This is a genomic window from Nocardia sp. NPDC049935 (assembly GCF_055586645.1).
Window position 1 is genome coordinate 304,802 of record NZ_JBVJHV010000001.1, and the last position, 13,063, is coordinate 317,864.

Genomic DNA, 13,063 nt, shown 5'->3' on the forward strand with positions numbered 1-13,063 from the left:
GATGAACAGCCCCGTGACGATGGACAAGACCCAGCCGTCCGCCGGCGCCCGGCACAGCTGGATGAACCGCCTCTACACCGGCACCGGTGTGCTCGATGTGGTGGGCAACCGCCGCCGCTGGTATCTGATCACCGCGGCGATCGTGCTGATCTGCCTGGCCAGCATCGCGGTGCGCGGATTCACCTTCGGTATCGATTTCGTCGGCGGATCACGGATCCAGCTCCCGGCGGCCGGCGCGACCACCGAACAGGTCGAGCAGGTGTACACGGATACGATCGGCGCCGACCCCGAATCGGTGCAGACCGTGGGCACCGGCGACGGCGCGACGATCCTGATCCGCTCCGAGACCCTGAACGCCGATCAGCTGAACTCGCTGCAGACCGCCCTGTTCGAGGAGTTCCAGCCGCGCGATTCGAGCGGCAATCCGAGCCGTAACGCGATCAGCGCCTCCGATGTCAGTGAGACCTGGGGCGGTCAGATCACCCGGCAGGCGCTGATCGCGCTGGCGGTGTTCCTGGTCCTGGTCAGCGTCTACATCGGAATCCGCTACGAGCGCGATATGGCGCTGGCGGCGCTGGCCGCCCTCGTCTTCGACCTGCTGGTCACCGCCGGGGTGTATTCGCTCGTCGGGTTCGAGGTGACGCCCGCGATGGTGATCGGCATGCTGACCATCCTCGGGTTCTCGCTCTACGACTCGGTGGTGGTGTTCGACAAGGTCGAGGAGAACACCCGCGGTGTCCTGCACACCAACCGGCGCACCTACGCGGAACAGGCCAATCTGGCGATCAACCAGACCCTGATGCGTTCGATCAACACCACGATCATCGGCGCGCTGCCGATCATCGGCCTGATGGTGATCGCGGTGTGGATGCTCGGCGTCGGCACCCTGCAGGATCTGGCGCTGGTCCAGCTGGTCGGTACGGTGGTCGGCGCCTACTCGTCGATCTTCTTCGCCACTCCGCTGCTGGTGTCCATCAAGGAACGCTGGGGTCCGGTGGCGGCGCACACCAAGAAGGTCCACTCCCGGCGGGCCGCCGCGGCCGCGGGGCGCCCGGCGCCGGGACGCCCGGGCCCCGGACCGGAGCGGAACGGCGGCCCGGGGAGCCGGCCCGGGCCGGGTGAGCCCGGCGATCCGGCGCGGCAGGCGCCGCGCAGGACCGGTGCGGCCGGGCCCCGGCCCGGTACGCGCCCGACCGGAAAACGACAGAGGCGGCACTGACAGACGAGGGGTAGGGATCGATGCGACAGTCCTATCTGCGCCGTACGATCGCGCTGCTCGCGGCCACCGCCGCGGCCGCCGCACTGGCGTCGGGATGTTCCGGCGCCGACCAGGTCCCGTCGATCGGCTATGCCGTCGACACCACCGTCACCAGCTACAACGGCGGTACCACCGCGGGCTCGGCGTCGGCCCAGGCCGTATTCGGCCGGGTGCTGACCGGGTTCTTCTACACCGGGCCCGACGGGCAACCGGTGGCCGACTCCGATACCGGCACCGCCAAAGAGGTGCCGGGTGAGGCGCAGACCATCCAGTACCGGCTGAACCCGAAGGGGGTCTACTCCGACGGGGTGCCCACCTCCTGCGACGATCTGGTGTTCACCTGGGCCGCGCGCAGCGGCCGCGTTCCCGGTTTCGATTCGGCGAGCACCGCCGGATACGAGGATATCGAGCGGGTGGAATGCCAGCCCGGCTCCAAGGACGGCACCGTGGTCTTCCGGCCCGGCCGCCGCTATATGCCCTGGCGCACGCTCTTCGGCGCCGGAGAGCTGATGCCGGCGCATATCGCCGCGCAGGCCGCGAACGTGCCCGATATCGTCGGGGCGGTCCAGCGCGACGATCGCGACGCGCTGGGCCGGCTGGCGGAGTTCTGGAACAAGGGCTGGGATCTGGCGCCCGGCGATCTCGATGCCACCCGGTTCCCGGCGTCCGGGCCGTACCGCATCGAATCCTTCGACGCCGACGACGGTTTGGTCCTGGTCGCCAACGAACGCTGGTGGGGCCGCCCGCCGGCCACCGGTCGTATCGTGGTCTACCCGAAACCGGCCGATCTCGCCGACAAGATCGGAAGCGGTGCGGTGGCCGTCGCCGATATCGGGGCCGGTTCGCTGCCCGATCTCGATCTGAGCGCCTATGCCGTGCAGCAGCTGCCCAGCCGGGGCGTCGAGCAGTTGGTGCTGGGCACCCGCGGGGTGTTCGAACAGGCCGCGGCCCGGCGGGCGCTGGCCCTGTGCGTCCCGCGCCAGGCGCTGTTCGACCAGGTGGGCCGGGTGACCGAGGCGCCGGAGGCGGGGCTGGGTTCCGGAATGTCGAATTCGCGTACCGTGCAGCAGGATTCGCTGTTCTATCCGGCCGTGACCGGTGCGGCGAACCCTTACGCCGGCGGCGATATCCCCGGTGCGAAGGCGGCACTGGCCGAAACCGGGCAGAAATCGCTCACCGTCCGGGTCGGCTATCTCGCCCCGGACGCCAGGCGCGCGCAGACCGTGTCGATGATCGCCGAGGCCTGCCGGGGCGCGGGGATCACGGTGCAGGACGCCGGTACTCCCGATTTCACCCCGGCGCAGCTCAGCGGTGGCGCGGTGGACGCGGTGCTCGGCGGCCCGGGTGGCGCGCCGGGGCCCGCGGGCTCGCTCGACGGCCGGGAGGACATCGGCGGTCTGCGGAGCGGCAGCGGCCTCAATATCGGGCAGTTCCGCAACGGTCGCTACGACGCGATCACCGATCAGCTCGCGGGTGACGACGATTCGACCGATCAGCTGAACCTGCTCACCGAGGCCGAGAACCTGCTGTGGGCACAACTGCCGAGCGTGCCGCTGTTCGCGACGCCGCGCACCATCGCGTTCGGCGGCGGGCTGCAGAACGCCATACCCGGCCCCAGCCGGGCCGGTTCGGGCTGGAATATGGATCAGTGGGTCCTGGAGCGGTGATCCGGCGCGCGTGACCGCGCCGACGACGGAGGTGTGTGGATGAGCAAGCATTCGGCGGCCGAACCCGCCGCCGGGGTGAGCGGGGGGACCGATCGGGCGGCCGATCTGGTCCGGCGCCACACCCGCTGGGCCGACGATTTCCCCGAGCCCGGTGTGCGGTTCGCCGATCTCACCCCGGTTTTCGCCGATCCCGAGGGTTTCCGGACCGTCGTCGACTGCCTGGCCACACTCGTACCGGATGTGGACCTGGTCGCCGGTGTCGATGCCCGGGGTTTCCTGCTGGGCGCCGGCGTGGCCGCGACCCTGGGGACCGGCGTCCTCGCGGTGCGCAAGCGCGGGAAGCTCCCACCGCCGGTCGTCACCCGCGAGTACGAACTCGAATACGGCACGGCGGCCCTGGAGGTCCCGGCGACGGGTGTGGCGCTGGCGGGCCGCCGGGTGCTGCTGCTGGACGATGTCCTGGCCACCGGCGGGACCCTGGCCGCCGCGGCGGATCTCTTCGAGGAAGTGGGCGCCCACGTGGTGGCGGCGGCGGTCGTCCTGGAGATCGAGGCGCTGGGCGGACGGGCCCGGCAGGGGGAGTACCCGGTCACCGCGATCGTCACCGTCTAGGACCCGTCCCGAAGGAGAGTGACGCGGGCGATAATCGCTGGCGCCGATCCGCGCCCCGGAGTACGTTGTCAGTCGTCTTGTTCCCGGTGATCGGAGCTGCCGTTGCTCTCATGAGGTAGTCGTTCGTGCGGCCCGCGTTCTGCGCGTCGCGTTCGTATCGATACCTCGAGGGGCGGCCATGGCCACTATCTCCTTTTCCGATCTCACTTTCTCCTGGCCGGATGGCACACCGGTGTTCGACGGCCTCCACGCGACGCTGGGCCCGGGCCGTATCGGGCTGGTCGGATCCAACGGCGCCGGGAAGTCCACCGTGCTGCGGGTGATCGCCGGCGACTGCCGGCCCGCGCGCGGTTCGGTCACCGTCACCGGTGCACTCGGTTATCTCCGGCAGGATCTCGGACTGTCGGTGGGGCAGCGGGTGGACGAGGTGCTCGGAATCGCCGGTGTGCGAGACGCCCTGCACCGGATCGAAGCCGGGACCGCCACCGCCGCCGATTTCGAGACCGTCGGCGCCCGATGGGATGTCGAGGAGCGCGCGGTGGCACTGCTGGGCCGGCTGGGGTTGGACCATCTGGCGGGATCCACGCGACACCTGGACCGGCGGCTGGAAACCCTGTCGGGCGGTGAGACCGTGCTGCTCGGCCTGGTGGCCGAACTGCTCGCCGATCCGGACGTGCTCCTGCTGGACGAGCCCACCAACAACCTGGACGGCGCGGCGCGAAATCGGTTGTCCGAGGTCCTCGCCCAGTTCGCGGGCACGGTAGTGGTGGCCGGCCACGACCGGGAACTGCTGGAGCATATGGACACCGTCGCCGAACTGCGCGCCGGACGGTTGCGTGTGTTCGGCGGGCGGTTCAGCGACTACGAGCGGATCATCGAACAGGAACAGGACAGTGCCCGGGCGGCCATCCGCGATGCGCGCAGCGATGTCCGCAAACAATCCCGCGAACTGGTGGCGGCCCGGATCAAACTCGACCGGCGGCGGCGCTACGGGCAGAAGATGTACGAGAACAAGCGCGAACCCAAGATCATCATGGGGCAGCGCAAGAGACAGGCCGAGGTATCGGCGGGCAAGTTGCGTAACAACCACCTCGACAAGGTGGAGGCGGCCGAAGCGCGGCTGGACACCGCGGCGGAGCGACTCCGCGACGACCGGGAGATCCGCATCGACCTTCCCGATACCAGGCTCTATCCGGGACAGCAGGTGATCGCGCTGGACGAGGTGAGGCTGGCCAACGGCCCGGTCGTCTCACTGGCGGTCGACGGTCCGCAGCGGCTGGCGATCACCGGCCGCAACGGCGCCGGGAAGACGACCCTGCTGCGCCGGATCGTCGACGAGGGACCCCGGGTGCCCTGGCGGATGCTGCCGCAGCGGCTGGATCTGTTCGACGAGAGTGCCACGGTCTACCAGAACGTGGCGGCCGGCGCACCGCACGCCGATCCGGAGCTGATCCGCGGCCGGCTCGCGCGGTTCCTCTTCCGCGGTGCCGCCGCGGATGTACCGGTCGCTGCGCTGTCGGGCGGTGAGCGGTTACGTGCCGCTCTGGCCGTGTTGCTGCTCGCCGACCCCGCACCCGGACTGCTGATCCTCGACGAACCGACCAACAACCTGGATCTGGTGAGTCTCGCGCACCTGATCCAGGCGCTGGCGGCCTTCCGGGGAGCGCTGATCGTGGTGAGTCACGACCCGCGGTTCCTGGACGAGATCGGCGTCACCCGGCGCGCCGAACTGACCCCGGAGGGACTGCGGGAATGAGTACGAACCCGGCCACGCCGCAACGGCCGGACTCGAATACCGTGTCCATACGGGTGGGTGGCGATATCGATAGGTGTCGATGCTGTTGCTGCGGGGTTTCCCGTGGTGCTGTGGGGGCTAGAGTTGGTGGTCTGGAACGTTGCGGTGATCGGCCGTGGCAGGGAGAGGTGGTGGCATGACTCAGCATCTGGGCGAGACGAATGTCGAGCAGACGTCCGGCTCACCGGCCAAGGGTGCTTCCACTCCCGCTCCCGCCGCCGGTGCGCGCCGTGACACCGAACCGGAGCCCGGCCGGCAGTCCGGTGCGGTCCCGAGTTCGGCGTCCCGCCGGGTGCGGGCCAGGCTCGCCCGGCGGATGACCGGTCAGCGCGGTATTCCCGCGGTGAAGCCGGTGCTCGAACCGCTGGCCACGGTGCACCGGGATCTGTATCCGAAGGCGAATCTCACCCAGTTGCAGCGGGCGTTCGACGTCGCCGACGAACGGCACGCCACCCAGTTCCGGAAATCGGGTGATCCCTACATCACCCATCCGCTGGCCGTCGCGAATATCCTCGCCGAACTGGGGATGGACACCACGACCCTGGTCGCCGCGCTACTGCACGACACGGTCGAGGACACCGGATACACCCTCGAACAGCTGACCGCCGATTTCGGCCCCGAGGTCGCCCACCTCGTCGACGGCGTCACCAAACTGGACAAGGTGAACCTGGGCGCGGCCGCCGAGGCCGAGACCATCCGCAAGATGATCATCGCGATGGCCCGCGACCCGCGGGTCCTGGTGATCAAGGTCGCCGACCGGCTGCACAATATGCGGACCATGCGCTTCCTGCCGCCGGAGAAGCAGGCCAAGAAGGCCCGGGAAACGCTCGAGGTGATCGCCCCGCTGGCGCACCGGCTCGGAATGGCGACGGTCAAATGGGAACTCGAGGATCTCGCGTTCGCGATCCTGCATCCCAAGAAGTACGACGAGATCGTCCGGCTCGTCGCGGATCGGGCCCCGTCACGTGACACCTACCTGGCCAAAGTGCGCGCGGAGATCGTCAACACCCTGGCGGCGTCCCGGATCCCCGCGACCGTCGAGGGCCGTCCCAAGCACTACTGGTCGATCTATCAGAAGATGATCGTCAAGGGAAAGGATTTCGACGATATCCACGATCTGGTGGGTATCCGGATCCTGTGCGACGAGGTCCGCGACTGCTACGCCGCCGTCGGTGTGGTGCACTCGCTGTGGCAGCCGATGGCCGGCCGGTTCAAGGACTACATCGCCCAGCCCCGGTACGGGGTGTACCAGTCGCTGCACACCACGGTGGTCGGCCCGGACGGTAAACCGCTCGAGGTGCAGATCCGCACCCACGATATGCACCGGACGGCCGAGTTCGGCATCGCCGCGCACTGGCGCTACAAGGAGACCAAGGGCCGCCATTCCGGTGATTCCGCCGAGGTCGACGATATGGCCTGGATGCGGCAGCTGCTCGACTGGCAGCGGGAGGCCGCGGATCCGGCCGAGTTCCTGGAATCGCTGCGGTTCGATCTCAAGGCGCCGGAGATCTTCGTCTTCACGCCCAAGGGTGATGTGATCACCCTGCCGCAGAAGTCGACTCCGGTGGATTTCGCCTACGCGGTGCATACCGAGGTCGGGCACAAATGCATCGGCGCGCGGGTGAACGGGCGGCTGGTCGCACTGGAGCGCCAGCTCGAGAACGGTGAGGTCGTCGAGGTCTTCACCTCCAAGGCGCCCAATGCCGGGCCGAGCCGCGACTGGCAGAGTTTCGTGGTCTCGCCGCGCGCCAAGGCCAAGATCCGCCAGTGGTTCGCCAAGGAACGCCGCGAAGAGGCGCTGGAGAACGGCAAGGAGCAGATCAACAAGGAGGTCAAGCGCGTCGGGCTGCCGCTGCAGCGGCTGATGAACGTCGACGCCATGACCGCCGTCGCGCACGAGTTGCACTACGGCGATATCTCCATGCTCTACACCGCGGTCGGTGAGCACCAGGTCTCGGCCCGCCATGTCGTACAGCGCCTGATGGCGCAGCTCGGCGGGATCGGCGATGTGGAGAACGAACTCGCCGAACGGTCCACACCCTCCACCACGCCACCGCGGCAGCGGCTCAGCGGCGATGCGGGCGTGCTGATTCCCGGTGCCGAGGGCACCGTGGCGAAACTGGCCAAATGCTGTACACCGGTCCCGGGCGACGAGATCATGGGTTTCGTCACCCGCGGCGGTTCGGTCAGCGTGCACCGGGTGGACTGCACCAACGCCGATTCGCTGCGGGACCAGTCCGAACGCATCATCGATGTGGAATGGGCGCCGTCACCGCATTCGGTGTTCCTGGTGGCCATCCAGATCGAGGCCCTGGATCGCACGCGTCTACTCTCCGATGTCACGAAGGTGCTGGCCGACGAGAAGGTCAATATCCTGTCCGCGTCGGTAACCACCCACGGCGACCGGGTCGCGATCAGCAAGTTCACCTTCGAGATGGGTGATCCGAAGCATCTGGGGCACTTGCTGAATGTGGTCCGCAACGTCGAGGGTGTCTACGACGTCTACCGGGTCACCTCCGCCGCCTGAGGCGTAGCTCCCGGTTCGCCCGGGCGGGCCGGGGCCCGTGGACGCGGTGACGCCGCACGCGGGCCCGGCCGGCGTTTCGGGGTCTTGGCACCGCTGCCCCGATTGCCGGAAATTCATAACGTTCGGGCCTCGACGCGCCGCGTCGTGTGCAGTTCCGCCTGGCGGGTTGCGTAAACTCTTCGCCGCGTCTGCGGTCATAGCCGGAATCTGTTACCGTCTATTGCGTTTCGTCGCGCTCGGTAACTGCGTAGGACTGATTGCGGGTCGCTATGGCTGGATACACAAGATTCTCGGGGATGCTGATCGCACTCACCGTCGCTGTGGCGACCGTGACGGCAGGTGGCCACAGCCCCGCTCACGCTCAACCGCCGAATCCGGCGGGACCCGCGACGGAACTCTCGGTTTCCTCGTGTCCGGCGCTGTACGCGCTGGGAATCCAGGGAACCGGTGAATCCTCGCCGGACGCCGCGCCCACCACCGATACCGGCATGCTGTCGACGGTGTTCCGGCCGCTGCTGGCCGCCGCGCCCGAGCAGGGCCTGGTGGATCGCGCCTACGTGCCCTACGAGTCCAGTTTCGGGGGTGTCGACGGGGGCAGCGCCACACCGTATTCGGATTCGGTGACCGGCGGGCTGATGCGGTTGCGCAGTATGGCCGGCTCGGTGGCGCAGCGCTGCCCCGAAACCCGCTTCGCCGTCGTGGGGTACTCCCAGGGCGCCCATGTGGCCTCCGTGTTCGCGCAGGAGGTCGGGCAGGGGCAGGGCTCGTTGCCGCCGGAGAAGATCGCGGCGGTGGCGCTGATCGGCGATCCCACCCGAAATCCGGGCGCCCCCTTGTTTCCCGGCGCTCCGGGCAAGGCGAACCCGGATCCGGCGCCGGGGACCGAGGGCACGCTGATCGCGGATATCGCGGCGCTGCCGCAATCACCGGCCACCGGTGGCGGTATCGCCCCGAACCGGGACTCCGCGGAGAATTTCGGCGCCCTCACCGGCCGGGTCGCGAGTTTCTGCGCGGCGGGCGATCTCGCCTGCGACGCCCCCGAGGGCGCGCCGATCCTCAAGGCGGTCGCCGGGGTGGTCGGCCAGATGAAGCTCAGCGGCGGCGATCCGATCGCCTCGCTCACCTCGATCGCCCAGGCGCTCGCCTTCACCTCGATCAAAACGGCCACCAAGGTGGTCAACGAGGATATCTCGGGCACCTCGCTGGCGAATCTGAACATCTCACCGAAGAAGTCGATCTCACAGCGGCTCGCCGACGCCGCCGATCCGCGGACCCCGCTGGATATTCCGGGCGCCATGCGGGCGCTGCTGAAAGTGGGCATGATCGGCCTGAACGCGGTGGTGACGGTGGTGCGCACGGTGCTGAATCCGGCCGCGATCGCCGAACTCGCCACCGCCGGGCTGGCGAACCCGCCGGCGGCGCTGCTGCTGCTGGGAACCAAACTCCTCGGCGCGATTCCGCAGCTGATTCCGCCGACCACCGGTATCCGGCTGGTGAGCCAGGCATTCGATTCGGTGATCGAGAACATCACCGACAACAGCGAACTGCTCAACACCACCACCTGGGTGCGGTACTGGGACACCATCCAGCGGCATCAGGCCTATGGCAACGCGGCCATTTCGGCCACCGGCGACGCGCCGACGCGGTTCATCGCGGACTGGTTCGCCGCTGCCGCGCGAGATCTCGCGGCAGTGCACGGAAGTGGGCACGAACCGGTTTCCGGCGAGGTCACGCCCCCGGCGGGAAGCGCTCCGAATGCCGGTGTACCGCCTTCCGGCGGATTCTTCGGGGCCGAACCCGGCGCGTCTCCCGCGCCTGCTCCGTCCGGTACGGGACAATTCCCATTTGGGACAGGAGCCGACGGTGCCTCCTCGGATGAGCCGTCGGTTGCCCCGCCCCTGGCACCCCCGACAACCGAAACCGACTCGTTCTCCGTGAACTGATCGCCGAGAGGGATCGATGATGCGACATCACGTGCCCGGCGCCACGGGAATGGGGGAATGTTGAAGCCCTACAAAAAGCTAGACAGATGGTATGGTCCGCTCGAACCCGAGGGGGAGGGTCACGCGGGCGACGCGGCCCGGGCGGCGCAGCGTGATATCGCCGCCGGGCCCGGCGAAGACGGCCCTGCCCGCTATCCCGACTACATTCCCGCGGCCGGTAGCGCCTCGGCGGCACCCGACCCCGCGCCCGCCGAGCTCTCGGGCCGGCGCAGTGATTTCACCGGCGGCTGGTCCGATTGGGTGGACGCGCCGGGTCAGGACCGTGACGGCGACGTGGTGCGGTTCCCGTGGCCCGACGACGAACTCGACGAACCCGCCCGTATCGGCCGGACCCCGGCGCGGCTGCGGGACGCGGGGCCGGGCCGCCGGGCCCGCCGGCTGCGCACCTTCGGCGTCCTGGTCGCCGCGGTGGTCCTGCTCGCGATCGCGGCGGCGGTGGTGCTCTACCTGCTGGCCCCCGGCGCGCCCCGGGCGGCCGGTCCCGACGACGGTGCGGGCCTGCGCTTCACCGCCGGTGATACCGGGGTGGTTCCGGTCGCCGCGCGCTGCCCCGACGAACGATCCGGGGCCGTGGTGCGCGGCGCCGGCCCGGGTAGCACCGATTCCGGGCCGGACGCCATTCTGCGCTTCCAATACGCCTACTACGTGCAGCGTTCCGGTACCGAGGCATACGCCGTGGTCGCCCCCGGGGCGCCGGTGCCGCCGGTCGAGGTGATCCAGGCCGGAATCGACAGTGTCGCCACCGGAACCGGGCACTGTGTCCGGATTGTGACGGGGGCGGCCGGCGAGCATACGGTCGAGGTCACCGAGTACCGGCCCGGTGACGACGCGCCGGTCACCTACAGCAGGCAAACGGTCACCACCGCGGTGATCGACGGTCGCACCCTCATCACGGGTATTTCGGCCGGATAGAGGAGAGTGCAGCGATGGGAGAGGATTGGAGCCGCTGGCTCGACACCGCACCGGATTCCGGTGCGGCGGACGAGGCGGACGGAACCGGCAGGGCATCGGTGGTGCGGTTGCGTGGCGAGGGCCGCGCACGCGCCGCGGGCGCGGCCCGTCCGATCCTGGTGGTGGGCGGCTGCGGCGGCGCCGGAACCACGACCACCACGCTGGGACTGGCCGGTGAACTCGGGCTCTCGGGCACCCATACCGTAGCCGTCGACGCGACCCCCGCGGGCGGCGATCTGGCGCTGCGCGGCGCCGACGAGCATCTGCATCCGATCAGCCTGCAGCAGTGGCTGTACGGCCGCGGTGACGACGAAGCCGCCCCGCTGAAGGAATGTATGTCGCGGGCGACGTCCGGAATCGGGCTGCTGTGGCGCGATGCCGCGCCGCTGCGCCGCCGGGCCAGCTACCTCACCGTGGCCCGCGCGGTGGATCAGGCCGGGTACACCGGCGTCTACGACGGCGGTAACCCCATCGCGAGCCGCCAGTTGCGGCCGCTGCTCGACGACGCGGATGTGGCGCTGGTCCTGGCCATCCCGGCCCGCACCGACGCGGCCAACCGCCTGCGGGTGACGCTGGAATGGCTGGACGACGAATACGACGACGCCGCCGAACCCATGGGCGGCGGTATCGTCGGCGACACCACGATCGTCATCTCGCATCAGCAGCCGGGTGCCGATTCCCGGGTGGCCGAGCATCTGCGAGAGCATCTGTCCGGGTGGGTCCGCGAAATCGTCGAGGTGCCCTACGACCCGCTGCTCGCGCGCGGCGAACTGGTCCGTCATCTCGACCTGGCCTTGGAGACCCGGCAGGCGTACGAAACGCTACTGGCGGGGATGACGTCATGAGGCGGCACCTCGGCCGGGTCCGCGCCCCGCGCGGACTGTATGCGGCGACTCCGAGCGAGGCATCATGTCTGTTGCTATGAATCTTCCTCGCCGACCGGACCGTTCCGCCACCGCCGGAGTGGTGCCACCGCCGGAATCCCGCCGCGCCGCCATCTGGGATCGTCCCGTACCCGGCGCGGGCCGGGCGCCACTGGTGTGGTTGCTGGGTGTGCACGGCGGCGCGGGCGCCAGCAGCCTGGCCCATGTCCTGGCGCCCGCCGCGGATTCCGGCCGCCGCTGGCCCGGCGTGTACGAGCGGGAATCGCCGTTCGTCGTGCTGGTCGCCCGGGAGACCATCGCCGGGCTGACCCACGCCCACGACCTGCTGCGCCAGCACCACTCCGGAATCGCCGGGCCCAGCCAGGTCCTCGGGTTGATCACGGTCGCGGCGCGCCCGGGCCGGATGGCTCCGGAGATCCGCCGCTACCGCGAGGTGGTGGCCTCCCTGGCCGGGCAGGTGTGGCAGGTGCCCTGGTACGAGGAGTGGACCCTGGTCGAACCGGAGAAACTCCCGGTCTGGACACCGGGTATGGCGCTACCCACCCAGCGGCGGCGCCGGATGGATCCACTCGACGAAGTTCCCCTCGACATCCGGGAACTCGGTTCGGAGATCGTCGCGGCCGCCCGTGCCGCGCTGGAAGAATCGGAGGCCGCCCCCACCCGGGGCCGATCGAGATTCGTAGAGGAGTGATGCCGTGATCGCCGTCGAGCACGCCACCCGGTACGTGCTCCCCGCGCTCGCGCGGACCGAATGTTGCACCTCAGCTATCGAGAAAGGCACCCGATGAGCACCGTATTCCTCGCGGTTCACCAGGCCTACGACGCGGTGGTGGTGGCCCAGGTCGGCAATCCGACCCCGGAGGCCCCGCCCGGTTCGGAGAAGATCCTGCAGTTGGTCCGCTACCTCACCTGGTTCGTACTCCTGTCCGGAATCTGCGGAATCATCTACGCGGGAGGTAAATTCGCGTGGGAGAAGTGGACGGGCGGCGGTCTGGAATCCCCGAAGATGGTGGCGGGAGCCATGATCGGTGGTGTGGTCGCCACCAGCGCGGGCACCATCATGAACGCCGTGATCGGAACGTGAGGTAGTAATGGATCTGGTCGGGGCGGCCGGGGTATTGGCCTACAAGCAGATGCCGGCCGAAGTGCTGGAACCGCTGATGCAGTTGCTGAACTGGCTGTTGTGGTTCGTGCTCATGGGCTGTCTGGCGTGGATGATCGTCTCCGCCGGCAAGCTGTGGCTCACCTTCAAGGGCGATCTGGCGATGAACGACGCCTCGCACGGTGTGCTCATGAGCCTGCTCGGCGCGGCCGTCGCGAGCACCGCCTCCGGTATCGCCCTGGCGTTCCTGCCCGGATGAACCGG

The 13,063-nt window shown here is 69.2% G+C and carries 11 protein-coding genes; all 11 read left to right on the forward strand.

The window, feature by feature from the left end; translation table 11 throughout:
* Position 1 precedes the first annotated feature (1 nt).
* The 11 genes from secF (at position 2) to ACZ6SF_RS01530 (ending at position 13,058) form a co-directional block, all read left to right on the forward strand.
* On the forward strand, positions 2-1,219 hold the full coding sequence (secF, locus tag ACZ6SF_RS01480) for a protein translocase subunit SecF (protein ID WP_466059716.1): 1,218 nt from the start codon (positions 2-4) through the stop codon (positions 1,217-1,219).
* Positions 1,220-1,239: 20 nt separating this feature from the next.
* Positions 1,240-2,925, forward strand: coding sequence for an ABC transporter substrate-binding protein (locus tag ACZ6SF_RS01485; protein ID WP_466059718.1), 1,686 nt, complete (start codon positions 1,240-1,242; stop codon positions 2,923-2,925).
* Between the two features lie 39 nt (positions 2,926-2,964).
* Positions 2,965-3,537, forward strand: coding sequence for an adenine phosphoribosyltransferase (locus tag ACZ6SF_RS01490; RefSeq protein WP_466059720.1), 573 nt, complete (start codon positions 2,965-2,967; stop codon positions 3,535-3,537).
* Between the two features lie 178 nt (positions 3,538-3,715).
* Complete coding sequence (locus ACZ6SF_RS01495; RefSeq protein ID WP_466059721.1) at positions 3,716-5,293, forward strand: ABC-F family ATP-binding cassette domain-containing protein; 1,578 nt, start codon at positions 3,716-3,718, stop codon at positions 5,291-5,293.
* 175 nt (positions 5,294-5,468) lie between these two features.
* Positions 5,469-7,859: a RelA/SpoT family protein gene (locus ACZ6SF_RS01500; RefSeq protein WP_466059723.1), complete on the forward strand. Its 2,391-nt coding sequence runs from the start codon at positions 5,469-5,471 to the stop codon at positions 7,857-7,859.
* Between the two features lie 296 nt (positions 7,860-8,155).
* Positions 8,156-9,802, forward strand: a complete 1,647-nt coding sequence (locus ACZ6SF_RS01505) for a cutinase family protein (protein WP_466059724.1) — start codon at positions 8,156-8,158, stop codon at positions 9,800-9,802.
* Between the two features lie 57 nt (positions 9,803-9,859).
* A complete protein-coding gene (locus ACZ6SF_RS01510) occupies positions 9,860-10,774 on the forward strand; it encodes a DUF8176 domain-containing protein (protein ID WP_466059725.1) in 915 nt (304 codons plus the stop codon).
* Positions 10,775-10,788: 14 nt separating this feature from the next.
* On the forward strand, positions 10,789-11,658 hold the full coding sequence (locus ACZ6SF_RS01515; protein ID WP_466059727.1) for a MinD/ParA family ATP-binding protein: 870 nt from the start codon (positions 10,789-10,791) through the stop codon (positions 11,656-11,658).
* A gap of 76 nt (positions 11,659-11,734) precedes the next feature.
* Positions 11,735-12,388, forward strand: a complete 654-nt coding sequence (locus ACZ6SF_RS01520) for a hypothetical protein (protein WP_466059729.1) — start codon at positions 11,735-11,737, stop codon at positions 12,386-12,388.
* Positions 12,389-12,481: 93 nt separating this feature from the next.
* The gene (locus ACZ6SF_RS01525; protein ID WP_449996789.1) at positions 12,482-12,781 is read left to right on the forward strand and encodes a hypothetical protein; all 300 of its coding nucleotides are present in this window, start codon (positions 12,482-12,484) and stop codon (positions 12,779-12,781) included.
* 7 nt (positions 12,782-12,788) lie between these two features.
* Positions 12,789-13,058, forward strand: a complete 270-nt coding sequence (locus ACZ6SF_RS01530; protein WP_357426861.1) for a hypothetical protein — start codon at positions 12,789-12,791, stop codon at positions 13,056-13,058.
* The last annotated feature ends 5 nt before the right edge of the window (positions 13,059-13,063 follow it).